Here is a 26,079-nt window from a genome sequence, read left to right on the forward strand (position 1 = left end):
CATGGATTTATAACGATCAAACGACAAATTTAGACGTTCTTCTCTAGAGACGGAAGGATTTAGGATGAAAAAACACTGGATTATGCTCACGATCAGCTTTATATGCATTGTGATATTTCCGCTGGGTTGGGTAGCACATACCTTAATATCCGATCGCACCAATCCAACCGTCCAGGATGGATTCATAGATCTATCTCAATGGGACTTTGACCAAAAAGGTTCTGCAACGCTTGACGGTGATTGGGATTTCTATCCGAATCAATTGTTGACACCCGTTGATTTGGAAGCTGATCGATCTGGACGTAAGGAGTTATCGCCTCATTCACAGGTGAAGGTTCCCTCACAGTGGAATAAGACCCTTGGTCAAGCACATGGATTCGGTACATATCACGTACGCATTAAGATTAATCCTAATGTTATTAAGAACGATTATGGAATACGCTCTCAGAATATTCGCATGGCTCATCGCATTTTTTTGGACGGCAAAGAAATTGGGGGTAAAGGTCTGCCTGGAATAAATCCAGATATCGATATCCAGCTCAATCTGCCTTTCACCGGCTTTACATCGATTGATGGAGAGAGAGCAGATATTCTTATTCAAGTATCTAACTATAGCTACTCCTCCGGCGGGATTGTTGCCTCAATCTTATTCGGGGATGAACGCAGCATCCAGAATAGCCAGCAATGGAGCTGGCTTACCGATCTTATGGCTCTCTTCGGTTTTCTATTTCCTGCGGCATTCTTCTTGCTCTTATTCAGATTAAGGCAGAATGAGAGAGAACTCCGGTATCTTGGCTTGTTCAGTCTCGCCGGTGCGATGTATGCATTGACCCATGGAGAGAAATTATTAGGTACATTTCTACCCTTTCTTCCGAATAACGAGATCCTGCGGATTCAATTCCTTAGTGCAGCCCTTGCATATTATTTTCTGCTTCGGTATATCGATGTTATTGTTCCGGGCGCGGTGCATCAATGGTTTGTTCGACTAGGTGTCATATTGGTCATTCTTCAGTGTGTGATCGGGCTTGCGTTACCACCAGCCGTGTTCTCGCGTCTGACGCCGTATATGTTACTTATTTCTCTCATTGTCATCCTATACTCGCTTAGAGCAATGGTATTTTGGTTGAAAAGGAGAGCTGATGATAGCCATTTTGCATTACTTAGCATGATGAGCCTGATGATGGTTGTGGTGCTGCATACCGTGGGTGCCTTTACCACATGGGATACATCGTTTCTAGCATTGTATGAGCTCTTATTATTTATTTTCATACAGATGATTCTAACGGCCATTCGATTTGCGGAATCCTTTCGTGAGGTTGAGGCATTATCTGAGCGGTTGCTTGTTATTGATAGTCTCAAAGATGAATTTATGGCTAATACCTCTCATGAGCTGCGCACGCCACTACACGGCATCATCAATATCGCCCAATCCATGCTGGAGGGTGCGGCAGGTGAGGTTACGAAGAAACAGGCCAAAAACCTGTCTATGATCACCTCTACAGGCAAACGCCTTTCCTTGTTAATTAACGATATTCTTGATTTTGCCAAACTCAAAAATAGTGAAATTGAACTGAAGCGAGAAGCAGTCGATCTAGAATCCATCGCGCGCACAGTAGTGGAGGTATCCGACTTCACCTTTGGAGACAAACCGATCGTGTTGCTCCAGCAGTGGCCGCAGGCTATGCCGCTTGTGGAGGCGGATGAGGATCGTTTACGACAGATTCTGTACAATCTGCTGGGGAATGCATACAAGTATACTCATCAAGGTGAGATTCGCTTGTTTGCGACGGTTGAGGGTGAACAAGTGACCGTCTCCGTTGCAGATACGGGTGTAGGTATCGCTGAAGATAAGCTGGAGGATATTTTTCAATCCTATGAGCAGGGGAATGGGACAAGTGAAAATGTCATGGGGGGTACGGGGCTAGGGCTGAGTATCACACGTAAGCTTGTTGAATTAGGCGGAGGAACGATATGGGTTGAATCCGTTCCCGGCGAAGGCTCAGTATTCCATTTTACATTGCCTGTCGCACAGACTCACCTGCTTCGAGCAAGCTATAAACCCTCAGCCGCACAATATGTAGCTGCCACCCAGAGTGCTGAGAAGACCAATGGGCTCGTTGATGAGCTGGATGAGAACGATCATGTTTTTGAAGCCGATCACACGATTCTGGTTGTGGATGATGATCCGGTTAATCGCCAGGTATTGATTAACTTGTTATCGACTCAGCGCTATCGCGTTATTGCTGCCGATAGCGGAGCCGCTGCTCTGAAGCTGCGAGAGAAACACCCTGGTATTGATCTTGTGGTAACGGATTGGATGATGCCTGGCATGTCAGGGATTGAACTGTCCCGTAGATTGAGGGAGCGTAGTTCATTGTCTGAGCTACCTATTCTGATGTTGACGGCGCGAGGCTTGCCTGAGGATATTAAGCTAGGTTTCCAAGCCGGAGCGAATGATTTCCTGAGTAAACCTGTAGATGCAGGCGAACTCCGCGCCCGGGTCAGAACGCTGATCGAGATGAAAGTGTCCGTACAAGGGGCAATTCGTACGGAGATGGCCTTCTTACAAGCACAGATTAAGCCGCATTTTCTCTATAATGCACTCAATGTCATCATTGCCACATGTGCGGTTAATCCAGATAAAGCAACCGACTTGCTGATTGAGTTAAGTCAGTATCTGCGAGGGAGTTTCGACTTCCAGAATAGAGACCAGCTCGTTCCGCTGCACAAGGAGATGGAGCTTGTTGAATCCTATGTTCATTTGGAAAAGGCCCGATTCGAGGAAAGACTGGTTGTTCTCTACGACGTGGAGCCTGGCATTCATCTCTATATCCCTCCACTGAGTATCCAGCCTCTGGTGGAGAATGCTATTCGCCATGGTGTAATGGAACGTGCGGCTGGAGGAACGGTATCTCTGAAGATTGCTAGGATAGGGACTCGTATCCTGGTACAGGTCGAAGATGATGGTGTGGGCATATCGCCAGAGCGGCTAGCACAGGTTCAATCAGGAAGAACCGAAGGGCCAGGGGGCGTAGGCTTGAAAAATATTAATCGGCGCTTGACCTCACTGTATGGCACAGGTCTAGAGATTCAGAGTCATTTGGGAAAAGGGTCAATTATTCGGTTTTATATACCCTTAGAATAGTTAATTAATATAAAATAATAACTATATATTGGACTTTATATATACATGTACACCAAACCAGTGTTTGGAAGGTTGTTCGGTATTAAAATGTTCCGTGTAAGTCGTCTTTAGTCCATTGTATATAGTTAGGAGGTTAGAGGAACGGTGAGAGCGATTGTAATCGATGACGAGAAACCCGCGCAGCTACATTTGGAGCGCCTGTTATTGTCGGACGGACGGATTACACCTGTGCAATGTTTTTCGACAGCTCGTGAAGGTATTGATTTTCTGGCTAAGAATCGTGTAGATGTCGTATTTCTGGACATCGGAATGCCTGAGATGAATGGATTGGAAGCGGCTGAATATATACAGCAATTGGAGTATCAGGTTCAGATTATATTTGTAACGGCATATTCTGACCATGCAGTAGAGGCATTTGAATTACATGCCCTGGATTACGTCTTGAAGCCGTTAAGTTCTGCCAGATTAGCGAAGACAGTAGACCGAATTATGAATTTTGGTGCGGCTCATTCCCAGATTGCCGTCGCGGCCGAGATTGTAGAGCCTGATGCTAAGGATACACAGGCTCACACAGATGTTCCTGGGTTACTCACCTTTAAGCATCTGGATATTTACAGAAGCCTAGCGCCTGAAGCGAAGAAGCATAAGTGGCGTACGACGAAGTCGCAGGAGCTGTTTGCTTTTCTGTTTCATCATCGGGGTGAGTGGGTAAGTAAAGAGGTCATACTGGACAAGTTATGGGCGGACGTCTCTCAAGAGAAGGGTCTGACTCATCTACATACATCGGTGTATCAGATTCGCAAGCTTCTGAAGGAATGGCATATGACGGGCAAATTAGAATACAATATGAACCGCTATCGTCTTCTTGCGGGTAATCTCGTAAGTGACATAGAACAGTTCGAACAGGGAACAAGCTATAGTGAAGTCACCGAAGAGAATGTGGAGCAATTACGTGAATTCGCCGCACTCTATCGAGGAGACTATCTTGAAGAGCATGATTACCAGTGGTCTCAAGCCAAAGCGCGTGAGCTTAAACGGAAATATATGCAGCTCGTAATGGATATTGCCAAGTGGAATATGCATCATGGACGGGGTAAAGAAGCGATTGAGCAGTTAATTCAACTACAAGAACATGAGCCATATGCCGAGGAAATCTGCCGCCTTATGATGGAGGTATATGCATCTATGGACGATCAACAAGCCATACTCAAATTGTATACCTCGTTCACACTTACGATATATGAGGATCTTGGTCACCAACCTGAGTTGGAGACGAGTCAACTTTATCATAAGCTGACAGCGAAGTAGTGTAGGCACAGCAGGAGGATATCAATGAAATTGTTCATACATCGTAAAGATCTGCGAACAGATGACCTGGTGGGATTCGATTATTTGCGAGATCAGGGAGTAGAGAGTCTGCACGTGTTTATCTATGACCCATTTTTGCTGCGTCAGGGCCGTGATGAGGAGCACAGTGGTGTGAATTTTCTACAACATGCAGCGGAGCTTGGCAATCAGTACCATGAAGCAGGACAGCATCTACATGTTGCATACGGTAAGCCAGCTGATGTCGTGGAATACATCTTAGAGCAGATGGAAGGCCGCATTGATGAGGTTGTTGCCCACCGGGATATGACCCCTTACGCGATGGAGCGAGATCGTAGTATACGCAAAGTTACGGAAGAGCGGAAGGTCATGTTTACCCTTCTAACAGATCATCTATTGATGGATCTTGCGGGTTTTGCGGCGTTTACAGGTAAGTCTGAGCCTTACAAGGTGTTTGCGGCATTCCATCGGCGCTGGGTCGAGTTCATGAATGAGCATCCGAACCCACCCTCAGCAACCACTGTTGCAGACCTGAAGGTAAGTGAGCGCAAGATTGAATTTCCTGAATCCATGTCTGTGCCTGAGCATCTGTTAACAGACACTATGGTGGAAGATCCATTCCCATTGATGAACGATTTCTTGGCAGAGCGAGTAGTGGACTATGGAGATCATCGGGATGAGTATGAGGCATATGAGCCCAGTCATCTAAGCTCCTATGTGGCTGTTGGTGCGATATCGATCCGTAAGATGTATGATGCTGCCAATCGAGCAGAGCATTCGTATGAATGGATTAGACAGTTATGCTTCCGAGACTTCTATTTGTATCGTGCGGTGTATGAGAGTCACTATTTTACGTATGAGAAGGTATATGATCTCTCGGCATTACACGATGAGCATTTTGAGAAATGGTGTAAGGCGGAGACAGGCATACCGATTATCGATGCAGCCATGACAGAACTGAATGAGACTGGGCGTATGCCGAACAGGCTTCGTATTCTGACAGCGATGTTTCTGACCAAAAATCTGCAGTGTCCCTTTACGTTAGGCGAAGCCTATTTCAGACGTAAGCTGCGAGATTATGACAATATCCAGAATCGGGGCAATTGGTTGTGGTGTGCTTCGCTGGGCGAGAATGCCGCTCCCTATTTCAGGGTGAATAATCCAGTAACACAGTCCGAGAAGTATGACCCTCAAGGGGATTATATTCGCAAATGGCTGCCTGATCTGAAGGATTGGCACAATAAAGATATCCATCAGCCGCGAGAACATGCCATTGTCGATCTGAAAGCTTCGCGTCAGGCTGCCATTGAGGTTTATAAAATGATTCTAGCTAGTCGCCCGAAAGATAATTAAGTTTTATCTAAGGATGTTTGAGGGAAGTACTCTTCCGCAAAAGCATGGTAAGACAAGTGGTATATAGGAATATATAGACTTAACCTCCGTAATGATCTCTTGAGATCTTACGGTTTTTTTGTCTTCTGGGGTGAAGGATGAATGGATTTTGCTAGTCTCCTGACGAGCACATAGTATGTTTGAATGGGTGCATAAAGAGGCAAGTGTTGTGGTGGGTATGAAGTGGGAAGGGACTTTTGCCGAGGCGGGAGCCGGCGGCATTCGTGTGGATGAGTCTGATCTTGAGCTTACCATTTTCATCCCGGTCATCCATAAATAATAATACATATACTATCTGACCCTAAAGACCGCACTGTGGCGGTCTTTTTGCTATGGATGGACATGAAAAACATGTGAAATCTGCTTGAAAATTTAGAAAATGTTAAGAAAATGGACTACCCATATTAAGTTTTATGCTTTTTAATAGAGAGAGTGTATTTATTGTATTAAGTCATATCTAACATATCGACGAACAAATGAAGGAGAAACGCTAAACATGAGTGAGACAATCAAAAGAGAGCGGATTCCAGAGCTGAATCTGGTACGTGCCATGGCTATTATCGGCGTGCTAAGTGTGCACTCCACTTCATACGCTACCGTAGACATGACCGGCTCAGGATACTACTGGCTGTATAATTTTATTAATATTTTTATGAAATATGGTACGCCGACCTTTATCTTTATGAGTAGCTTTGTGCTGTTCTACAACTATTATTCTCGTCCGCTAGACAAGAAGTTAGTAAGTAATTTTTACAAGAAAAGATTCGTGTATATTTTACTGCCTTATTTCCTGTTTTCTTTGATGTATTTTGTATTGCTGCATTACATCCATTATCAGGGTCGCCCATTTGGAGAGTCAGCCCTTAGCTTCATCACCAAGCTCTTCACGGGTAAGGCATACACGCATCTGTACTTTGTCTTTATCAATATGCAATTCTATCTGTTATTTCCGTTTGTGCTCTGGTTGCTCAAGAAGTATCCTTCGGTTGTGAAGTGGTCCGTGCTGATTGGATTACTTATTCAGTGGGCTTTCATCGTGAGTAATAAGTATGGATTCCAAGTTCCTAACAAAGGTAGCTGGGCGTTCTCTTACTTCTCGTACTTTATGCTAGGTGCCTTCATCGGCGTGTACTTCCCTAAGATCAAACAGTGGTTTGTCATTAGCCGTGCCAATGCAACCAAAGGGCGAGTAGTTTCATGGGTACTGCTCTGGGCTGTATGGATCGGTGCCGGTCTTGGGCATGTGTACATTTATTATCTACTGCGCCTGAAGATCGCAACCTATAACACACTATGGTACGAATTCTTCTGGAATCTGCATACCTTCGCTTGTGCACTGGTTCTGATCCAGATCTCTTATCTGCTCTATCGCAAAGGGCCAGCATTAATCGTTAAGCCACTTAATCGACTGGGTGCGCTGTCCTTCGGCATTTATCTGATTCATCCGTTCTTCTTGCTCGTTTATCGGAATTTCCCTCCACACACGGGTACGTCTTGGCTGCTTCACCTCTGGTATGCTGGAGGGTTCGGGGTTGCCTTGATCGCATCGTGGATTGTCGTAGGTTTGACAGCGAGATTCATTCCATTCGCATGGGTCTTCTTCGGTAATCTGCCGAAGCCTAAACCACGCCTCGTGCCACAGCAAAAGTCAGGACAACTGGATGCGTAATTATATTTATTTTCCATAATAGGAATATAGAGCCGTTTCTTGGTCGACCTTAGGGTTGAGCGGGAAACGGCTTTTTCGTATGTCATAAGATATAAATTAACTAAACGTTTACACGAGAACGGAGAGGACAGAAATAACCTGAAGAAGCGGAGCGTTCGCCTTTATCCCCGGATTTTCCCTTTGGAAAAAGGAATCAGAAAAATCTGGGGATAACAGCGATCGGAAGGTTGTTCTGGCATCGCAGTGGCCAGTGTAAATACTCTTTCGTTGTGGTTATATAGATTGCCCTGAAGCATGGGGAACGAATGTTTCTTTTTCGCGTACGAAGGGTAATGAGACATCGGAACACGATTACAAATTCTTTTTGATGAACAGGAACAAGGTGAGATAAATGACAACATGTCAACAATGCGGGAGACCGATGCAAGATATATTAGAATACGTAGAACATATCCTTCATGAATGCGAGCAGCCGCAGGAATTCGGCGCTGAGGAATATCAATCAGGAGCTCATGAGGGTGTTCGTGAGCAGATGTGATACAATAGAAAGAAACCGGATTCATAAGGAACCGAGGTGACGACATGGAGATGGGCACGGCCCCTTTCCGGCAACATATGACTGAACATGAAGCGCAGCAGACGAAGACATGTATGTATTGCGGGCAAAAGCGTTCGTTGTCCGAATTTCGGCGCAGAACCGGGAAACGCGCCGGCCCTGGCGCCAGAAGAGGAGCCTGCCGAAGCTGTCGGAAGTCTGGTGTACAGGCAGCCGTCAGCAACATCTCCATGCCACATGTAAGGCATTCCGAACGAGCGAATAGTGAGAAGGACGTTATTACATCTGTGACTGTACCAGCTGATTCTGCTGTGCGTTCAGTATCCGTGCAAGCGAGCGAGGATAGCTCTGCTTCACCTGTGAGTGAATCCATTTCGGACAAGCAGTCCTTATCATTGACGGAGCCTTCCTCTGGACACCGTAAGAAGAGAAGAAGGAAGAGAAAAGCGAAACGACCTGATGCTCTCCTGGAAAAAGGACAAACAAAATCAGAGCCTGACCAACAGTCGGATCAGCAGCTGTCTGTAGCGAATCCGGAGCTGAAGAGTTCAAATGAAGACTCAGCTCGTGTGACGATACCGACATATCGGACAAGCTCACATGGGACTCGCAATCGTGGGTTAAGTACAGATCGTCGTCAGCGCCGTCAGAATTCAGCAGAGCCTGTAGCTATTGATCCGGAAGATCCTTCTTCCCTTCGAACCAACAGACAGGGACTCATCCGAATGCGTGGCAAAACGGACAAGGGACGCCGCTGGCATCAGGAGATTGATATGGAGCTTGCTGTCACGCTGGTGAAGGAAAAGGCTGCAGTGGTGGTCAACCGATATACCATTCGCAGATTATTCAGCAATAAGGATTTTAAACGGTTTATTCTGAATCGTGATCAGTACACGTGTTATTTCTGTGGATCGTATGGAGACACCATTGACCATCTACTTCCCCGAGCCAAAGGCGGACATACGACACCGCTCAATTGTGTATGTGCCTGTAATCTATGCAATCAATCGAAGGCGGCTATGGATGCGGATGAATTCATGCAGTCTGGAATTCCGGAGTGGAATGCAGCACATCAGGAGGAATTGATTCAGATACAGCTACAAGAGGCGCAGTTGGATTAGTTGGTTATTTAATTTCAATCTATAACCGTTTTGAAGATACGTATAATGTAGAGCACACCTGAACTTGTGTTGGGGTGTGCTCTTTGTGATGTCAACAAGTGTCAGTAAGTGATGAAATGTCCACGATGAACTGTGAATATTTCTTCAAATTAACAACGGTGGGAAGTACATCTGTACGTTATACTGAGAGTAGTGTGGTGAGAGCTTTTTGTACGAAAAGAATAGAACTAAAGTTGTTACTTAGATCGGTACCCGAACCAGAAGTAACTTAAGACAGTATAGATTGGAAGGATGCAGATGAGCTTGGTACCCTTGGACATTATGTCCTATATCACGGAAGAAAATATACGTTATTGGTTAGAGCAGTTTCGCTCGCTTGGCCCATTACCAGGGATTCTGCTCACCTTTATGAAGTCATTTGTACCACCGCTGCCCACATTGCTTATTGTCGGAGTGAATGGCGCGGTGTATGGACTATGGGCAGGATTTATATATTCATGGATCGGAATGGTATTAGGCTGTACAGTTACGTTTTTAATTGTAAGAGAAATCGGTAAATCTGCCTTTGTAGAGCGATGGGCGAATAAACCACGAGTACAACGCAGTATGGTATGGATTCGGCGGAATGCGTTCAGTTATGTATTTTTGCTTAGCATATTTCCGGTTGGGCCGTTTGTTATTATCAATGTTGCGGCAGGTATTGCCCGTATGAGGTTCCTATCCTTCTTGCTCGCCGTTGGCTGTGGTAAGGCCATTATGATCTTCTGTGTGACGTACATCGGTTCTAACGTCGAGCAGTTCTTGGAGCATCCTACTCGCTGGGGTGGCGTATTGTTGTTTATCGCCGCATCTCTATGGGCGAGTCGTAAGTTGGAGCGTCACTTTACCCGTTCGTCGTCCAATTCTGATGGAGCAAAAGGAGAAGTCGTATGATTGAGAATGTATTTGAATTTGATCAAGAATTGCATCGTATGAATGAGGATGAGCTGCGTATGTTGTTACGTGAGCTGTATCTTCGAGCAGATATGGCAGTCAGTCAAGAAGTAGATACAGGTCGTACGGATGCTTTTGCTGCTAAAGTTCAGTCGTTATTTAATAGATTGAGCGACCAGCGAAGTCAGGATCAGGCTGAGAAGCAGGCATTGGAAGCACAGAAAACGCATGAAATACACATCGCATTTGGAGACTCACCATTAGGCAGTATTAAGGTAGCGATGGGCAACGTTCCTGGACGTTCAGGGCGACGGTTTTTCTCGATGAATGACTACTATGCAATTGGACCATTGAGTGATCTAACGAACAAATTAAATGTGCAGCGCAGACATCTTTGGCTACTTGAGCGATTTCACATGAGTGAGCATGGTAGGTATGCGGCTCAAGGGATAGACGAGCTGCTTCACATCAATCAAGTGGTCAGTTCGATTGAGGAAGAGACGCGGATTACGATCTGGTATGCCAATAATGGCCATGAGCGAACCGGGCTCTTATATGCCATGTATTTGCTGCGTGACAGGAAAAGCCCGATTTATCTAATTGAAACTAAAGATATATATCCAAAATTGTTTGATACGCCTGAAATACAGTACGAGGTTCGCGGTACAGGTGAGATTCATTCCGAGAAATTACTGAAGATGTGGCATCACTGCGAGCATGATGAACCGTTAACATCTGAGGAGCGCAGACAAATGGAGCAAGAGTGGCTGCATCTGTCTGCACAGCCTGGGCATTTGCGCTTAATGCAAGATGGGATCATCCAAAGTGTCTCTGAGGATGCCATTGATGAGTTCATCCTGCAGAAGTTTACCGAGGTGGCGTCGACAAGACAGCCTGGGGAATTCATTAAGTCATCTCGTATTGTAGGTGAAGTGCTGGGTCATCTAGAGCAAGCTGTCGGGGATACTTTTATTGAGTACCGTATACGTCAGCTTATTCTACAGGGACGATTCGACATGGAAGGCATGCCTCATGCAATGCGATTTTATAGTATAAGACTTGCCAACAGCTAGTCTAAAGGGTATTACGTTTGATATCGAAGGAAGCCGGGGCTTCACCCAATTTGTTTATTTGGGAGTTCGGGAGTCTTGTTTAGCATCTGTACGTTTACCCCATAGTTTCAGCAGTGGACCATCAGATCCATACACCGGATCGTTATCTGGTACAGGAACCTGCCGAATCTCACGCACAGCTCGGGGGCGTTCGCTTGGATCACCGGTGCGCGTATTATAATTCATGCCAGCGGGATAAGCGCCTGCGATACGGAAATCGAGGCTGGCCTGTAGCCGTTTATGCCCTGTTCCTGCAGGAAGTACGACAACATCACCCGCTTGTAAAGTAACAACGTGACCATGTTCACCGCCGAGGATGACCTGAACGGAGCCGCTAATGACGGCCAAGGCTTCATGCGCATTACTGTGATAGTGGTGATAATCATACACGCCATTAACCCAGCTATTGCCCCAGTGATGATCGTTCATCGTCTGTTCTGCCAAGGATGGATTGTCTGCCCACACCCCTTGGCATATAAGTACAGGGAGTGTAGGATTGTTAGGGATTACCCCATCATCATGTAGAAATAACGTCTGTACCCGTGAATCGGTCTGCTCCATATATATCACGTCCTTCTGCTATTCATTCTACGTTACTATACGATTCAATCGTGATAATCAATCTATATCGACTGAGATCGCCTGAGTAAAATCGTAACAAAAAAAGCCAGGGAAGGGGTAGTACGAACACACCTTCCTCGGCTTTTTTGCACCTCTGTCCCAGGACTGACCTGATGCTAGTTATTGTTGGACAGGGGAGTTATGCTATATCTGTTACCCATCTAGTGAAGACCATGGAATGACTCCTTAATTCTGTTAAACTAGATTGCAGGAATCAGATGTATTAGTGATGTTTTTTCACATCAGCAATTTTGTCCTGAACAGCACCTTTGGCTTTATCCTTTTTACCTTCAGCCTGAAGGGATCTGTTATTCGTTGCATTACCGATCTGATCCTTCACTTCGCCTTTAGCTTTGTTAACGCCTGCTTTGATTTTATCGCCAGTTGAATTACTCATATCGAACATCTCCTTCGTTATCTGGTGTAGTCCTTATTAACCGGGTTGTTGGAATTCTAAACGATGGCTTGTTCATAAGAGTCAAACTACATACTAAATTCAAGCTAAATAAAGATGTTCTTATCGGGAATAAGGGTGGCTTCCTCGCCGCATAATAATGGGAGTGACCAATTTCGTTGCATAAAAAACGAGGTTTTGGGAATCTTTTCCTTTAAAAACAAATGAATTGTTCCTTCGTTGCGTACATATCGCATATATGGCCATATGTGATCTCGTCTTCATACCACATGTGGTAGAAATGCGGATCTTGGACTGGAGGAAAGGCTCGCTTGACGAGGCCGTAAACCTTGACAAAATAATCGATTTTGTTACAATGTTCACAATATCTTCACAAGTGTAAAAAATTTCTTTTTCATGTTGATGTGTAAGAGGTGTAATATAGGGGTATAGAGTTCGGTTTCGGCCTGCTTGTCGTTTTGTGCGTCAACACATGTTGCACGCAATAGATCCTAGATACAATACATCATGTGAGAGCGGCTTACGGGATTCGCTCATTCTATTGTGTGAAATTTGGTACATTTAGTTGTATTGATGTATTTGTGGTTCGGCTCTGCTTGACAGGCATCATGAAAAGTTGCGGACTTCTATCCCAAAGTAAAGGAGGACTTTCTCTTATGTCACAATCGCCTACTCAACAAGAGGTGCCGGTTACAGAAGGTGCCGACGTTTCCCAACGCCAGTCCTTGGATGTACTGGATCAACTGATGAAGCCTGAGGTACAGGAGTCTTTGACCGTTCTGGTGGAGAACCTGCCTAAATTGGCTGAAATGGTTACTGCAATGACGAAAGCTTATGACTTTGCACAAAGCGTAGCTACAGACAAAGTTCTGATCAGCGACACAATGAGTGCAATGGGTGAATTCGCTAAGCCTGTTGTAGACAAAGCTAAAGGTGTAGCTTCCGCTGCAATCGAAGCAAATGATCGTGCGCAAACAGAGCAAACTTCGGTTGGCTTGTTCGCTATGCTCAAAATGCTTAAAGATCCAAACGTACAACAAACGCTTCGTTTTGCTCAATCATTCTTGAGTGTCCTGAACGAGCGTCAACAACAGCAACGTTAAGATTAGTAGAACGGAGGATGGATATGTCGAAGCAAATTTTGATCTTGGGCGGAGGTTACGGCGGTCTGTTGACTGCGCTGACTGCGCGTCAATACTTGACCCCGGAAGAAGCGACTATTACAGTCGTGAACCGTTACCCTACGCACCAAATTATTACGGAACTGCACCGTCTTGCAGCGGGAAGCATTGCTGAAAAGGCTGTTGCACTTCCACTGGAAAAATTGCTGCGTGGCAAAAATGTTAACTTGAAAATCGATACGGTGGATACAATCAAGCCGGACGAGAAAAAAGTTCTGATGACTAGCGGCTCCACATACTCTTACGATGCACTTGTCGTTGCTCTGGGTAGCGAAACAGCTTACTTCGGAATTCCGGGATTGCAAGAGTACAGCTTCACGCTGAAATCTGTTAGTGATGCAAACCGTATTCGTGCACACGTTGAAGCACGTCTGGATGCATACAAACAATCCGGCAATAAAGCAGACGCTACGTTTGTTATTGGTGGCGGCGGCTTGACTGGTATCGAGCTTGTCGGCGAATTCGTTGACCTTCTTCCTGGCGTATGTAAGGAAAAAGGCATCGACTTCAACGATATCTCCCTGTACACAGTTGAAGCAGGTCCTTCTATCCTGGCTGGTTTCCCGCCAGAGCTGGTTGATCGTGCGAAATCCAGTCTCGAAAAACGTGGCGTTAACTTCATCGTTGGCGTAGCGATTACAGAGATGAAAGAAAACGAAGTTCTGTTGAAAGACGGCAGCTCCATCCCTACGAACACACTCGTATGGACTGGTGGCGTTCAAGGTAACGCGGTTGTTGCTAACAGCGGAATTGAAGTGGATCGTGGCCGAGCTAAAGTTACGGAAGTTCTGCAATCCACATCCCACAAAGATGTGTTCGTTGCTGGTGACAGCGCAGTGGTCTTCCCTAGCGAAGGCGCTCGTCCATACCCTCCAACAGCACAACTCGCTTGGCAAATGGGTGAGACTATTGGTCACAACTTGGGCGTAATGTTCAAAGGTGGCGCAATGGAATCCTTCTCACCAATCTTCTCAGGAACACTGGGAAGCCTTGGACGTAAAGATGCTGTCGGCATGATCGGTGGCAACCAAACTCGTCTTAAAGGTCTGCCTGCAACAATGATGAAAGAAGCAAGTAACATCCGTTACCTGTCTCATATTCATGGTTTGTTCGCACTGGCTTACTAATCAACATATCTTTAAAATGCAAAAGGACGCTCCTACGGGAGCGTCCTTTTTGACATATTTGTTCGTGGTGCTTAAGGAAGAACCTTCATTTTGATATAGTGAACTTTGGGATACGCTGTGGTATCGGCAATCTGTTCAGGAACAATGCCGATGCTAATAGATGCATCTGAATAGGCCGAAGCGGAAATAATATATTCTTTCTCAGACAGGGTCTGTTCAAATACTTTAACGAGCCCTTTATGGGCAACGGTTTTCCTTTGAGGTAACGGACGGTATATAGACTTTTTCGAAATGACCCCTCCATTTGAATACAAGAACGTATAATAAGCATTCCCTCGATCTACATCGCTAAGAACGTTAATAACCATGTAGGGGGAAATACCGTCCGCATTGTCCACGATCTTATATCTACCCAAATCCTCCTGATGCGTAAGCTCTCCATAAGTGTACTCTTCAAATGAAAGCTCAACGGATTGATTAACACTGCTGAACTCAATGATAGAGTGGTTATCCGTCGTATTACTTAAAATCTGATTGACTGAATCCTGCGAAGAAATGTATGCCGTATCATCTGGTTTGAAAGAACATCCCTGTTGCAGTATCAACACTAGAGTAAAGATGATAAGCATAATTAACTTTCGATCAATTCTTTTTACCATAATTATGTACCCCGTCTGTTTGAAGAATGTAGAAAGTCAGATACTTAGAAAAATATTACATCTACTTACTAATTTTACATGAAATATATGCTAAGCAAAAGTGATTTTGAATCTTTTGTATCTTTTTATTATCTGGAGATGTGTGGAGAATATTAATATCCGAAGTGTGGCTTGTGTCCAGTGAGCTTCCAATCTAATCACTGATAACGTGTAACTTGGAATGACGTAGAAATTATAAGGGTACGTATGCAGCAGGTTAAATTTTTCGACTTTCGTTTAAATTAGAGATATATCGTATGACTGACAAATTACTAAAGGAGCGTGTGACATTATGAACGTATTAGTGATTGGAGCAAATGGACAGATTGGTAAGCAGTTGGTGGAACAGCTGGTGCAGGAAGGCAAGCATCAAGTCACGGCGATGATCCGCAAGCCAGAGCAGGCAGATGCACTGAAGGAGATCGGTGCGAGTGTCGTAATGGGCGACCTAGAGGGAAGTGTTGATGATCTGGCTGAGGCGATGAAGGATCAGAACGCGATTGTGTTTACAGCGGGATCAGGCGGCTCCACGGGACCAGACAAAACACTGCTGATTGACCTTGATGGTGCGGTAAAAACGATGGAGGCTGCTGAGCAACAAGGAATCTCCAGATACATTCTGGTCAGTGCATATGGCGCGGATCAGCGTGATAAATGGCCAGATGAGATCAAGCCGTATTACGTGGCGAAGCACTATGCGGATCGTGCGTTGTTCGCAAGTGAGCTGAATTACACCATTATCCGCCCTGGTGGTCTGAAGAACGAATCAGGTACAGGTCAAGTTGCTGTTGGCACAGATCTCAAACCGGGAAGCATTGCGCGTGAAGATGTAGCTCGTGTCATTGCCGCTTCCTTGCAGGAAGAAAAGACATACCGCAGAGCTTTTGATCTGATTGCAGGGAATGAATCTGTTCAGGATGCGTTAAGTGCGTTATAAAGCGATAAGGAAGGTTATTCTGTCATCGGAGTGGTAAGTGTAACTATTCTTTAGCTGAACGTGAATATGTTGTATTATACGGGAAAAGGAATGTGGGAAGTGAGGGGGAGCTCTGCATGAATGAAGCTGTATTGGTGATTGAGGATGAACCCAAAATATCGCGCCTGCTTGAACTGGAACTGAAATACGAGGGGTACCAGGTAGGTAAGGCGGGCAGTGGAACAGAGGGACTCGAAATGTATGCGGACAGGCAGTGGGATCTTATTCTCCTGGATATTATGTTGCCTGGTCTGAGTGGAATTGAAGTGCTGCGTCGTATTCGTGCGAAGGATGCGAGAATTCCAATCCTCATGCTTACCGCTAAAGATTCGGTGGAGGATAAAGTGTCGGGTCTAGATCTCGGGGCCAATGACTACATCACCAAACCATTTCGAATTGAAGAACTGCTTGCTCGTGTGCGGGCAGCACTGCGATTAAGTGCGGCGGCATCAACCGTCTCATCTACCTCTGCATCGACATCATCGGACATGAATCATAAATCTCCTGCGAGCTCCTCTGATCTCACTTCAGGTTGGCTTACTGCGGCTGGACTGAAATTAAATGAAGGTACACGGGAGGTATCCCGGGATGGCACACAGATTGAACTTACGCCACGTGAGTTTGATCTGCTTGTATATTTACTTCAGAATCAGCGTCAGGTACTGAGTCGGGAGCAGATTGTACAGGCGGTCTGGGGATATGATTATTATGGAGATACAAATGTGGTAGATGTATATATCCGATATGTGCGCAAAAAAGTAGATAACGGCTTCACGCCGCCATTAATACATACCGTTCGGGGCGTCGGGTACGTCCTGAAGGAACAGTTATGAGCTTGAAAAGTAAGATTTACGGATATTCTTCTGTACTGTTTGCTGTGCTTTTAATCGCTGTTAATTTGTCCGTATATATTGTATTTGAGCGAATGTCGATTAATAACGAGATTAAGCGGATTGAAGGAGAAGCCGAGTCTATTGTAAAAGGAGTGCGTCAGTCTGCCGGATCGATTCCGCCGGACGACTTGTTACGTGCCTACGCGCCGCTGGACGGCATGCTGCGGATCGTAAATGAAGACGGCACCAGCTCCGCACCGGTAACGGCAGAGTCAGGAGAGCAGCTAAGCAAGCTCTCCTATACGTATGAAAGTGAGAAGAGATCCGAGTACCTCCAGATCGGAAAGATCGGGTATGTCTGGGTATCACTACCTGTCATTTGGCCGGATGGTGAAGTGGTGAATGTGCAAGTAACCGAGAGCATCGCCGAGACGGAGCGTGGTTTATCTGTGCTTCGAACTGTTCTGGTTGCTGTGACAATCATTGCGTTGATTCCCGCTATCATCTCCAGCCGGATTCTAGCGAACCGGATGACTAGGCCAATCCAACAAATGACACGTACGATGGGAGACATCCAGTCTAGTGGTCAGTTTAAGCGTCTTCCACTGGATGCCAAATCCAAGGATGAATTGAACACGATGGGACAGACATTTAATCGCATGATGGATCTGCTGGAATCGAACTTTGAGCGGCAAGAACGCTTCGTTTCCGATGCCTCTCATGAATTGAAAACACCGCTGACCATTATCGAGAGCTACGCGAGTTTGCTCCAGAGGAGAGGGAAGGAACGCCCTGAGGTATTTGACGAAGCCGTTGAAGCCATTCTGTCCGAGTCGATCCGTATGCGGGAGATGACGGAGCAGCTGTTATTGCTAGCGAAGCAGCCAGAGCAGTGGAATGTGCAACTAGAGCGAGTGGATATTAACCGACTCGTGCAGGATTCCACGAGAGCATTCCGTGAAGCCTACCATCGTGAGGTGATCTGTCACGATGCAGGACATATATGGGCTATCAGCGATGAGAGTAAGCTGAAGCAACTCTTGTTTATTTTGCTGGATAACGCCCGAAAGTATAGTGAGGAACAGATTGAAGTTTATGTTAAGACACATCATCAGGAGAGCTGGATACAGATTGTGGACACAGGGATCGGCATGAGTGAAGCGGATCTAGCCAAAGTATTTGATCGATTCTACCGCGTTGATCCAGCGAGAACGCGTGGTAGCGGAGAGAGCGGATCGGGTCTCGGCTTGTCTTTGGCCAAGGATCTAGCCGGGGCGGTTGGTGCACGTATTGAGTTGACCAGCACAGAGGGTGTTGGGACGACGGCTACAATTATTTTGCCATCTTCTGTACAGCGTGGCTCACTCTCATGAAATTCTCATTCTTCTCTTATATACTGATGACAGGATAACGTCTCGGATAAATAGAGCGTATTGAAGGAGGGAAGAGCATGGAGGAATATCGTGAGGAGCCTGAAATGAAGCGAGAGGAACATCGTCTTTCAAATAAATCGAGGTTCCAGCGTCCGGTATGGTGGAGCCTGGCGGCACTCGTGCTGTTGTTGATATTAGCAGTTAGTTGGTGGAAGCCGTGGCAATCTGGCCGTGTAATGTTGACGGCAGAGGCTGCCGAGCAATCGGTGCTGGCTCAATATCCTGGGGGAGAGATTGTGAACTCTACGTTGAAGGATGGGACGTATCTCATGCAGCTTCGAACCGAAACGGGGTTATATGACGTTCAACTTGATGCGGTAACCTCTACGGTGAATTCCATTAAACGACTGGAGTCTAACCCACAAGCCGAAGAGAAAACCTTGTGGAGCCGCGAGCAAATTAAGACCGAATTACAGAAACAAACAGATGGTGAATTGGACTCACTTGAACTGGTTGAACAACAAGGTAGCCCGGTATATAACGCTATATTGATTATGAAGGACAACAGTCGTGAGCAATGGACGGTGGATCCCTATAACGGGCAGAAGCAGTCTTCAAAAGTATTGGATGCTCCTGCGGTAAACGAGCCGGCTCAAGAAAACAACAAGCCGCAGTTCTTGAGCGAGAAACAGGCTGAGCAGAAGGCACTTGCCAGAGTGCCAGGGGAAGTGGATGATATTGAACTCCGTGGCACGAATAGCGGTAATCCATATTATCTGGTTGAAATTGACCTGGAGGATGGCAGGGAAGCCATTGTTCAGGTGAATGCAATCTCTGGGGCAATCCGTTCTGTAACATGGGACGAGGATGAAGATTAACGGGTTCTCCTCATTTTCTCATCAAATTCTAATGTGTCTCTCGCTGAACTCTCATTCGCACAGGTTATTCTATAACTGTAGACGAGAACGAGAACAACACAACCGAGGAGATGAATGATGATGAACAAAACTAAACTATGGATTGGAAGCTTATCAGCAGCTGTATTATTGGGAGGATCAGCGGTAGCCGCGAGTGGAAGTGTGAACGGGCAATCCGTACAGACGACACCAACATCTACTTCACAATCAACAACCCAGAACCAGAGCAATACTGGAAAATTACTTACGGTGACACAAGCCAAAGCAGCGGCTCTAAAAGCAGCCGATGGCAATGGCAAAGTGGACGATGTGGATCTGGAACGTCGCAATGGACAGATTATCTATGAAGTAGAGATCGACAGACGAGGAAGCAATGACGTTATCGTTCGTTTAGATGCTTACACAGGTAAAGTTCTTGCGGTGGTAAATGACGACGACGATGATGACGATGATTATAACGGTGCTGTAACCAACAATTCATCCAGCACATCTGCATCGAATCAGGTTAAATTAACGGTAGCTCAGGCTTCCGACATCGCATTAAAACAAGTGACAGGTGCCAAAGTAACCAAAGTCGAGCTGGATCATGACGATGGTCGTTATGTCTATGAAATCGAGTTGAGAACTGCACAAGGTGAAGCTGATGTGGATATCGATGCAAACACAGGTAAAGTGCTATCATTCGATCAAGACTTTGATGATGAAGATTAAGAACTTTGATTCACTTTGATTTTTAGTTTAAATTAAATGCTGTGCAACAGAAGATACACTTGCAGAGGGCGCTTCGCATGAAGCGTCTTTTTGTTGTGTAGCGGCAGTAGCGTATGTTCACTCGCATTATGTAGCATGTTGTGCGATAAGATATTGGGTTCGCGGTGAGTTACTACCTGTCTATACATTATAGTATCGAGTATGTAGTGCAAACGCACATCGGTCTGATCATTTTTGTAATTTAATGTGCATTCGTACATATTCCGCAGAATTGTTCACTATTCAGCAATAAGAAATATGGATACAATTGGAAACTGGAGGTGAGCGCTAAACCCAACATATGGAGTAAGCTACGACATACTGAATTGAGGAATTGCAAAGGAAGAGGTGGCATCTTAATCTCTTTTGTAAGCGCTTCACTAAAATCATTGGAGGTGTAGCTGTATGCAAATTGCTCATCATCAACATAGTGATCATATGAATAAGAACGGTCGTCGTTTCTCCCATCATTTATGTTATCTACTTGCTCTAATTCTAGCATTCCAGGCATTAGGTGCTCTCCTTGTCCCGGGATCGTCTGCTTCAGCCGCTTCAGTCAGTATAACGAATGGGGTACAGTTCAAGGATACCAATGGTAACGTGATCCATGCTCATGGTGGCGGGATGATCCAAGCAGATGGCTTTTATTATTGGTTCGGAGAAAATCGCAATCCTAATGGAACATTTAAGGCCGTGTCCGTCTATCGTTCATCGGATCTGAAAAACTGGGAATATCGTAACGATGTGCTAACAAGTCAATCGGCAACAGAGCTGAACATATCCAACATTGAACGTCCCAAAGTGATTTACAATAGTGCGACAGGAAAATACGTGCTCTGGATGCACAAAGAAAATGGTCTCGATTACGGCGAAGCCAAGGTGGCTGTTGCCACCTCAAGCACAGTGGATGGGGAATACACGTATATAGGAAGCTACCGTCCACTTGGTTATGATTCCAGAGACATGACCGTATATAACGATAATGGAACAGCGTATCTCATCTCAGCTACTCGTGTGAATGCAGATCTAAATATATACAAGCTCACCCCCGATTTCCTCGGTGTGGAGTCATTAGTGACCACATTATGGCCTGGGCAATATCGGGAGGCACCAGCCATTTTTAAGAAAGATGGGGTGTATTTCCTCATTACGTCGGGAGCAACCGGCTGGAATCCGAATCAGGCTAAATATGCAACAGCCACAAGCATTACCGGTACATGGAGCGGGCTGAGTAACTTTGGGGATAGTACCACTTACGGATCTCAATCCACTTATGTGCTTCCAGTGGAAGGTTCGCAAGGAACGTCATATCTCTATATGGGTGATCGTTGGGCTGGTGCTTGGAGCGGCCCTGTGCAGGATTCTAAATATGTGTGGTTGCCGTTATCCTTTCCAAGCACAACGAGTCTAACGATGAATTGGGCAAGTAGCATTACGATTGATACAGCCGCAGGAACGATTACAGGTGCTAATAATCCCGACGTATGGGATGCGAATGCTTCCTACCAGTTCGTCAGTCGGAAGAGCAATAAATTGCTGAATGTCATCGGTGGATCATCTGATAATGGTGCTGATCTAGAGCAGCGTGCAGATCAAGGCAGCACAAGTCAGCAGTGGCAGATCACGGATGCGGGAGGTGGATATGTCAAAATCATCAATCGTGCCAGTGGCAAACTCATTGGTGTTGAGAATGGCTCTACAGCCGATGGTGCTGTCATTGAGCAATGGAATGACGGAGGCTGGGCGAGTCAGCAGTGGCAGCTCGTCAGCGTTGGTGGAGGATATTATAAATTGAAAAACCGGAGCACAGGCAAGCTGCTCGACATCTCAGGGCAATCGCTCGCTGATGGTGCAGCCGCAATCCAGTGGACTGATAATGGCGGTACGAATCAACATTTCCAAATTATCAAGGTTCAATAAATCATTACATCTTTAAATTGCCCAATCGCCAAATGAAAATTAACCAATGCCAGCCTCCGCATCCTATTCATATGCAGGATACGGAGGCTGGCATACAAGCATAACTATGTTATTAACGCACGATCACTTCCGCTATGGTGAGGTAGAATGACCGCGATTATATTAGATGGCACCGCACCTCTGCGATGACCATTCACTTGCGCTCTCTGCGAATCCAGAACTGGAATACATCACTTCTCAAGTAATCAAAGGAATACAATACTTCTCGATTTTGCTGATCATAATGCAATTGCTTCATGAGAAGCACAGGAGTCTCTTCCATATGATTCTGCAACCGTCCTACATACTTGTCTTTCTTCGGGGGAACCACCAGCTCCGTGTCTGCTCTAGCGATATGAATCCTGCGCGTATCCTCTAGAAACTTGAATAATGACCCCGAGAAGTCCGCACGTTCAAAAGCATCTCCTACCAATTCCTTAGGCATAATATTAATGGAGTAGGTTACAGCCTCCCCATCTGCATATCGGACTCGCTCAACCTTGATTACTGTAGAGCCTTCTTCGATATTTAGCGCCTCAGCCCATTCTTTCGTGCACGTTACTTCTCCGATCATTTCCTTCGTATCCGTTTCGGTTAAACCTGCCAGCTTAATCATCGTACCGATGCTCTGTAAGAACTCCAGCCGGCTAGGAATGCCCGGGAGTGGTTTAATGACAAAGGTACCTACACCATGCCTCACCAGCAGCTTTCCCTCTTGCTCTAATAGCTTGATTGCTGCACGAAGGGTCTCTCTGCTGACGCTGAAATGTTTAGCCAGTTCATACTCGGAAGGCAATTTTTCTCCAACATGCCATACCTTGTTCTCGATCATCATTTCCAGTTCATGCTTGATGTGCTGGTAACCACTCAATGAATCAAACCTCATCTCCTATAGTTTTATGCCGCCCGCTGCTTCTACTTAACAAGCTCTATCGTTCCTTCCATCACGTCTACTCGAATGATCCGATGCTCCGTGGATAGCCTCTCCGTGTAAAATAGTTGTGCATCGGAATGCTCGCAAATTAACGGCTCCATCGCTGCATGAGGAAGCTGATAAGTCCCCTGATCATCTGCGCTGATAACGACAGCGTGTGGTGACCATGCCCGAAGGTTATCTTCGGAGAGGTGGCTCGCGTCACCATGATGCGGGGCTTGCAGGGTGTGAACCGATCCGATCTCATCGGCATAAGGCTCCCAATAATCTAATCCTACATCCGAGGTGAGCAGTGCTACGGAGTCGCATTTGTTTTTGATGAGTACCGCTAATGATGCATGGTTGAGCATCCGGTCAATGGTGGTTAATCGCTCTTCCTGTTGATCCAGTTGGGTGAAATTTAATTGATCTAATTCCTCGGTGAGCTGTGTCCATTTGTGCTGGCTAGGCGTAAGGATTCGGAACTCCATATCCTGTTCAACAATCGTATGACGTTTCTTGATTTCCGTTTTCTTGATGCCCAGTTCATCTATGCGATTCAAAATGGCAGCATATAGCGTGAACGAGCCTAGAATTGGTGTGGAATAATCGTTTAATGCACTTTGTTGAACGTGCCCAGGCAGAGGTAGATGCAGAATGACCTCCTCGATAGGGACATGACCTAGAATAGGGAGTACACCGCCAACATGATCTCTGTGAAAATGCGTTAGAACGAGCACATCAATCTTCGTAATTTCATATTCTTGAAGATACTGTTCCAGACTACAACGACGCGGATTGGTCATCGGGTTCACATCTCCACCGTCTACTACGAGGCAGTAGGTGCAGTGTTCCTCCATCCGCCGAATAACCGTGGCTTCACCGAAGCCAACATTAAGGAAATCAATGAACCATTTCATGCTGTTCCTCCCATCGAACGTTTGATATAGAACACGGAGAACACCAGTACCAGCATCACCATAATCACCGATGCAGCCGCGCCATATCCAATTTGGAGATTGTACACGCCCTGCTTGTAGATATATTGAGTAATGGTCGTTGTTGAATTGGCTGGTCCACCACCAGTCAGAATGTTGACTTTATCGAATAACCGGAACGTATCAATAGTGCGAAGCAAAATAACCATGAATAAGGTCGGCATAATGTTCGGCAGTGTAATGTGGAAAAAGATGCGCAGCTTACCTGCCCCGTCTACTTTGGCTGCCTCGAATTGTGATCGAGGAATGGATTGTAGTCCTGCATATAACAATAGGAAGGCAAACGGTGTCCATTGCCAAATATCAATGAACAAGATGGCATTGAAGGCAATGTTGATGTCCATCAGGAAGTTAAATGGCCCCACACCGAACCAGTGAAGCAGATGGTTGACGATGCCGTTGTGATTGCTGAGCATCATTTGCCAGATCAAGGCCACCGTAACCGGAGGTAATAATGATGGAATAAGCATCGTGATCCGCAATACTTTCTGCCCGCGTCTCATGCTCTCGATGAGCACGGCAATGCCAAGCCCCAGAGCCGTTTCGATTGAAACGGCCAGGAACATGAATTTGAGCGTATTCCAGACGGCTTGACGGAACTGTTCGTCCTGAATGATTTTGACATAATTGCTGAATCCAATGAACTGCTTCGCATCACTTGCCAAATAATAATAGTCCGTGAAGCTGTTGGTCACGGTATAGATAAATGGGAATACGGTCACGCAGATTAACAACAACGTTACAGGAGCCAGCATCGCCCATTGAAAGCCTCGTTTACTTGCCAAGTTCATTGCACTCCTTTCCGATGAATGAACCTTATTGCATAATGTCATCCATTGCCTTATTGGCGTCTGTTAGAGCTTGCTCCACTGTCTTTGTTCCAGCAATAGCTGCGGACAATTCAGCACCGAGTGCTTCTTCAACTTGAGACCATTTGGCTGTTCTTGGTCTTGCTACTGAGTTTTGCAATGCTTCTAACATGACAGGGAAATGTTTATATTTTGCAGCAAGCTCTGCGTCCTGATAGACACTTTTGCGAGTAGGCACACCGCCGTGCTCAACCATCTGCTTCTGAGTGTCACTGCTGGTGATGAACGTCAAGAACTCAGCAGCCAGCTCTGGGCTGTGTGAATTGGCTGTTACGCCCATCATCCAGTTACCAATCATCCCTGTGGAGACAGATTCAGCGTCAGATGAAGCTTTGGATGGAATCGCAGTATAATCTGCACTAGCTGTTTCACCTTTGATGAACCAAGACGGCCATCCGAGTGCCATTGCAGCACGACCTTCCGATACGGAGCCGACAATATCGGTATTTTCATAGTTTTCTCCAACAGCAAGCAGTCCAACATAGGTGTCTAACGCTTTGCGGCCTGCCTCAGAGTTAATCTGTGCTTTCCAATTATCGTCGAAGATCTGTCCGCCATATGCCCAGAACAGAGGCAAGAAGTCAGAAACGATAGGATTACCCTGTTGACCACGGATCACGTAGCCTGCAGAACCATCTTCTGCTTTGATTGCTTTTGCGGTCTCAAGTACATCTGTCCAGTTCGTTGGAACTTCATGGTTATGACGTTCAAACAGCTCTTTGTTATAGAAGAACAACTGCACATTACCTGAGAAAGGCAAGGCATATAGATCTCCTGTCGCATATGGAGACTTACCAAGAGCAAGAGAGGACTCTTCAAAGTCGGAATCTTCTTGGACTCCAAGGTCGGATAGCTTAGCGAAAATTCCTGCTTCACTGAATTGAGGCATCCATGGATCGTCGGCCATAATCAGGTCATATGCACCTTTGCTGTTCTTCGCATCAAGAGAGATTTTCTGCTTCAAATCTGCCGCTTCCAGTCCAATAATATCTACTTTCACATTGTGTTCCTTCTCAAAGGACTCCTTCACGGCATTCATTGCATCCACATGAGAACCACCTCTAGCGGCAATGACCAGCTTGTCTGTCCCCTGACTAGAACCTTGTCCCGAAGCCTGCCCTTGAGACTGACATCCAGTGAACAATACCGCGGTTGTTAACAACATGCTCAGCATATACGACATCTTTTTTCTCAT

General features: G+C 45.8%; 24 protein-coding genes. 16 read left to right on the forward strand and 8 right to left on the reverse strand.

Annotated features, from left to right (window positions below; translation table 11 throughout):
- Window positions 1–64 precede the first annotated feature (64 nt).
- The 8 genes from ASD24_RS28415 (at window position 65) to ASD24_RS28445 (ending at window position 11,215) form a co-directional block, all read left to right on the forward strand.
- Entirely contained in the window at window positions 65–3,145 is a 3,081-nt protein-coding gene (locus ASD24_RS28415) for a hybrid sensor histidine kinase/response regulator (protein ID WP_056703413.1), read from the forward strand.
- 144 nt (window positions 3,146–3,289) lie between these two features.
- A complete protein-coding gene (locus ASD24_RS28420) occupies window positions 3,290–4,453 on the forward strand; it encodes a response regulator (protein WP_056703416.1) in 1,164 nt (387 codons plus the stop codon).
- A gap of 24 nt (window positions 4,454–4,477) precedes the next feature.
- On the forward strand, window positions 4,478–5,824 hold the full coding sequence (locus ASD24_RS28425) for a cryptochrome/photolyase family protein (protein WP_056703419.1): 1,347 nt from the start codon (window positions 4,478–4,480) through the stop codon (window positions 5,822–5,824).
- A gap of 175 nt (window positions 5,825–5,999) precedes the next feature.
- On the forward strand, window positions 6,000–6,143 hold the full coding sequence (locus ASD24_RS30520; RefSeq protein WP_156395582.1) for a hypothetical protein: 144 nt from the start codon (window positions 6,000–6,002) through the stop codon (window positions 6,141–6,143).
- Between the two features lie 216 nt (window positions 6,144–6,359).
- On the forward strand, window positions 6,360–7,532 hold the full coding sequence (locus ASD24_RS28430; protein ID WP_056703422.1) for an acyltransferase: 1,173 nt from the start codon (window positions 6,360–6,362) through the stop codon (window positions 7,530–7,532).
- A gap of 615 nt (window positions 7,533–8,147) precedes the next feature.
- Window positions 8,148–9,209 carry an HNH endonuclease gene (locus tag ASD24_RS30095; protein WP_235540945.1) on the forward strand — a complete coding sequence of 354 codons (1,062 nt, stop codon included), beginning with the start codon at window positions 8,148–8,150 and terminating at the stop codon, window positions 9,207–9,209.
- Window positions 9,210–9,530: 321 nt separating this feature from the next.
- Window positions 9,531–10,142, forward strand: coding sequence for a TVP38/TMEM64 family protein (locus ASD24_RS28440; protein ID WP_235540947.1), 612 nt, complete (start codon window positions 9,531–9,533; stop codon window positions 10,140–10,142).
- Entirely contained in the window at window positions 10,139–11,215 is a 1,077-nt protein-coding gene (locus ASD24_RS28445; protein WP_056703428.1) for a DUF1835 domain-containing protein, read from the forward strand. The genes ASD24_RS28440 and ASD24_RS28445 overlap by 4 nt, the downstream gene beginning before the upstream one ends.
- Before the next feature lie 54 nt (window positions 11,216–11,269).
- Here ASD24_RS28445 and ASD24_RS28450 read toward each other — a convergent pair whose 3' ends face one another.
- A complete protein-coding gene (locus ASD24_RS28450; RefSeq protein WP_056703431.1) occupies window positions 11,270–11,815 on the reverse strand; it encodes a cupin domain-containing protein in 546 nt (181 codons plus the stop codon).
- 283 nt (window positions 11,816–12,098) lie between these two features.
- Window positions 12,099–12,272, reverse strand: coding sequence for a CsbD family protein (locus ASD24_RS30100; RefSeq protein ID WP_082560610.1), 174 nt, complete (start codon window positions 12,270–12,272; stop codon window positions 12,099–12,101).
- A gap of 674 nt (window positions 12,273–12,946) precedes the next feature.
- On the opposite strand from ASD24_RS30100, the gene ASD24_RS28455 reads away from it, so the two are divergent.
- Together ASD24_RS28455 and ASD24_RS28460 are read left to right on the forward strand one after the other, a co-directional pair.
- Window positions 12,947–13,393, forward strand: coding sequence for a DUF1641 domain-containing protein (locus ASD24_RS28455; protein WP_056703434.1), 447 nt, complete (start codon window positions 12,947–12,949; stop codon window positions 13,391–13,393).
- Window positions 13,394–13,416: 23 nt separating this feature from the next.
- Window positions 13,417–14,598 (forward strand): NAD(P)/FAD-dependent oxidoreductase, encoded by a 1,182-nt coding sequence (locus ASD24_RS28460; RefSeq protein ID WP_056703437.1) that lies wholly within the window; start codon window positions 13,417–13,419, stop codon window positions 14,596–14,598.
- 71 nt (window positions 14,599–14,669) lie between these two features.
- Here the strand turns inward: ASD24_RS28460 and ASD24_RS28465 are convergent, their stop codons facing one another.
- Window positions 14,670–15,257: a hypothetical protein gene (locus tag ASD24_RS28465; protein WP_056703440.1), complete on the reverse strand. Its 588-nt coding sequence runs from the start codon at window positions 15,255–15,257 to the stop codon at window positions 14,670–14,672.
- Between the two features lie 331 nt (window positions 15,258–15,588).
- Between ASD24_RS28465 and ASD24_RS28470 the strand changes: the two genes are divergently transcribed.
- The 5 genes from ASD24_RS28470 (at window position 15,589) to ASD24_RS28490 (ending at window position 20,106) form a co-directional block, all read left to right on the forward strand.
- Window positions 15,589–16,233: an SDR family oxidoreductase gene (locus tag ASD24_RS28470; RefSeq protein ID WP_056703443.1), complete on the forward strand. Its 645-nt coding sequence runs from the start codon at window positions 15,589–15,591 to the stop codon at window positions 16,231–16,233.
- Between the two features lie 116 nt (window positions 16,234–16,349).
- Window positions 16,350–17,105 carry a response regulator transcription factor gene (locus ASD24_RS28475; RefSeq protein WP_056703445.1) on the forward strand — a complete coding sequence of 252 codons (756 nt, stop codon included), beginning with the start codon at window positions 16,350–16,352 and terminating at the stop codon, window positions 17,103–17,105.
- On the forward strand, window positions 17,102–18,478 hold the full coding sequence (locus ASD24_RS28480; RefSeq protein WP_056703448.1) for a sensor histidine kinase: 1,377 nt from the start codon (window positions 17,102–17,104) through the stop codon (window positions 18,476–18,478). Before ASD24_RS28475 ends, ASD24_RS28480 begins: the two co-directional genes overlap by 4 nt.
- Window positions 18,479–18,555: 77 nt before the next feature.
- Window positions 18,556–19,356, forward strand: coding sequence for a PepSY domain-containing protein (locus tag ASD24_RS28485; protein WP_056703451.1), 801 nt, complete (start codon window positions 18,556–18,558; stop codon window positions 19,354–19,356).
- A gap of 120 nt (window positions 19,357–19,476) precedes the next feature.
- A complete protein-coding gene (locus ASD24_RS28490) occupies window positions 19,477–20,106 on the forward strand; it encodes a PepSY domain-containing protein (RefSeq protein WP_162248981.1) in 630 nt (209 codons plus the stop codon).
- A gap of 32 nt (window positions 20,107–20,138) precedes the next feature.
- On the opposite strand, the gene ASD24_RS31240 is transcribed toward ASD24_RS28490, so the two are convergent.
- Entirely contained in the window at window positions 20,139–20,294 is a 156-nt protein-coding gene (locus ASD24_RS31240) for a hypothetical protein (protein WP_235540949.1), read from the reverse strand.
- A 256-nt stretch (window positions 20,295–20,550) separates the two neighbouring features.
- Between ASD24_RS31240 and ASD24_RS28495 the strand changes: the two genes are divergently transcribed.
- A complete protein-coding gene (locus ASD24_RS28495; protein ID WP_235540951.1) occupies window positions 20,551–22,065 on the forward strand; it encodes an RICIN domain-containing protein in 1,515 nt (504 codons plus the stop codon).
- A gap of 193 nt (window positions 22,066–22,258) precedes the next feature.
- Here the strand turns inward: ASD24_RS28495 and ASD24_RS28500 are convergent, their stop codons facing one another.
- From ASD24_RS28500 to ASD24_RS28515, 4 genes are read right to left on the reverse strand one after another with little or no spacing between them, the layout of a single operon-like run.
- Window positions 22,259–22,975 carry a GntR family transcriptional regulator gene (locus tag ASD24_RS28500; protein ID WP_082560612.1) on the reverse strand — a complete coding sequence of 239 codons (717 nt, stop codon included), beginning with the start codon at window positions 22,973–22,975 and terminating at the stop codon, window positions 22,259–22,261.
- A 44-nt stretch (window positions 22,976–23,019) separates the two neighbouring features.
- The gene (locus ASD24_RS28505; RefSeq protein WP_056703456.1) at window positions 23,020–23,937 is read right to left on the reverse strand and encodes a ComEC/Rec2 family competence protein; all 918 of its coding nucleotides are present in this window, start codon (window positions 23,935–23,937) and stop codon (window positions 23,020–23,022) included.
- Window positions 23,934–24,800 carry a carbohydrate ABC transporter permease gene (locus tag ASD24_RS28510; protein ID WP_056703460.1) on the reverse strand — a complete coding sequence of 289 codons (867 nt, stop codon included), beginning with the start codon at window positions 24,798–24,800 and terminating at the stop codon, window positions 23,934–23,936. Before ASD24_RS28510 ends, ASD24_RS28505 begins: the two co-directional genes overlap by 4 nt.
- A gap of 31 nt (window positions 24,801–24,831) precedes the next feature.
- Window positions 24,832–26,079, reverse strand: coding sequence for an extracellular solute-binding protein (locus ASD24_RS28515; RefSeq protein ID WP_056703463.1), 1,248 nt, complete (start codon window positions 26,077–26,079; stop codon window positions 24,832–24,834).

It is taken from the genome of Paenibacillus sp. Root52, assembly GCF_001426865.1.
Taxonomy (GTDB): Bacteria; Bacillota; Bacilli; order Paenibacillales; family Paenibacillaceae; genus Paenibacillus.

Excerpts from the sequence above, each read along its gene's own strand:
- ASD24_RS28415 (WP_056703413.1), top strand. The coding sequence starts at position 65 with ATGAAAAAACACTGGATTATGCTCACGATCAGCTTTATATGCATTGTG.
- ASD24_RS28425 (WP_056703419.1), top strand. The coding sequence starts at position 4,478 with ATGAAATTGTTCATACATCGTAAAGATCTGCGAACAGATGACCTGGTG.
- ASD24_RS30520 (WP_156395582.1), top strand. The coding sequence starts at position 6,000 with ATGTTTGAATGGGTGCATAAAGAGGCAAGTGTTGTGGTGGGTATGAAG.
- ASD24_RS28430 (WP_056703422.1), top strand. The coding sequence starts at position 6,360 with ATGAGTGAGACAATCAAAAGAGAGCGGATTCCAGAGCTGAATCTGGTA.
- ASD24_RS30095 (WP_235540945.1), top strand. The coding sequence starts at position 8,148 with ATGACTGAACATGAAGCGCAGCAGACGAAGACATGTATGTATTGCGGG.
- ASD24_RS28440 (WP_235540947.1), top strand. The coding sequence starts at position 9,531 with ATGTCCTATATCACGGAAGAAAATATACGTTATTGGTTAGAGCAGTTT.
- ASD24_RS28445 (WP_056703428.1), top strand. The coding sequence starts at position 10,139 with ATGATTGAGAATGTATTTGAATTTGATCAAGAATTGCATCGTATGAAT.
- ASD24_RS28450 (WP_056703431.1), bottom strand. The coding sequence starts at position 11,815 with ATGGAGCAGACCGATTCACGGGTACAGACGTTATTTCTACATGATGAT.
- ASD24_RS30100 (WP_082560610.1), bottom strand. The coding sequence starts at position 12,272 with ATGAGTAATTCAACTGGCGATAAAATCAAAGCAGGCGTTAACAAAGCT.
- ASD24_RS28455 (WP_056703434.1), top strand. The coding sequence starts at position 12,947 with ATGTCACAATCGCCTACTCAACAAGAGGTGCCGGTTACAGAAGGTGCC.
- ASD24_RS28460 (WP_056703437.1), top strand. The coding sequence starts at position 13,417 with ATGTCGAAGCAAATTTTGATCTTGGGCGGAGGTTACGGCGGTCTGTTG.
- ASD24_RS28465 (WP_056703440.1), bottom strand. The coding sequence starts at position 15,257 with ATGGTAAAAAGAATTGATCGAAAGTTAATTATGCTTATCATCTTTACT.
- ASD24_RS28470 (WP_056703443.1), top strand. The coding sequence starts at position 15,589 with ATGAACGTATTAGTGATTGGAGCAAATGGACAGATTGGTAAGCAGTTG.
- ASD24_RS28475 (WP_056703445.1), top strand. The coding sequence starts at position 16,350 with ATGAATGAAGCTGTATTGGTGATTGAGGATGAACCCAAAATATCGCGC.
- ASD24_RS28480 (WP_056703448.1), top strand. The coding sequence starts at position 17,102 with ATGAGCTTGAAAAGTAAGATTTACGGATATTCTTCTGTACTGTTTGCT.
- ASD24_RS28485 (WP_056703451.1), top strand. The coding sequence starts at position 18,556 with ATGGAGGAATATCGTGAGGAGCCTGAAATGAAGCGAGAGGAACATCGT.
- ASD24_RS28490 (WP_162248981.1), top strand. The coding sequence starts at position 19,477 with ATGAACAAAACTAAACTATGGATTGGAAGCTTATCAGCAGCTGTATTA.
- ASD24_RS31240 (WP_235540949.1), bottom strand. The coding sequence starts at position 20,294 with ATGTATAGACAGGTAGTAACTCACCGCGAACCCAATATCTTATCGCAC.
- ASD24_RS28495 (WP_235540951.1), top strand. The coding sequence starts at position 20,551 with ATGCAAATTGCTCATCATCAACATAGTGATCATATGAATAAGAACGGT.
- ASD24_RS28505 (WP_056703456.1), bottom strand. The coding sequence starts at position 23,937 with ATGAAATGGTTCATTGATTTCCTTAATGTTGGCTTCGGTGAAGCCACG.
- ASD24_RS28515 (WP_056703463.1), bottom strand. The coding sequence starts at position 26,079 with ATGAGAAAAAAGATGTCGTATATGCTGAGCATGTTGTTAACAACCGCG.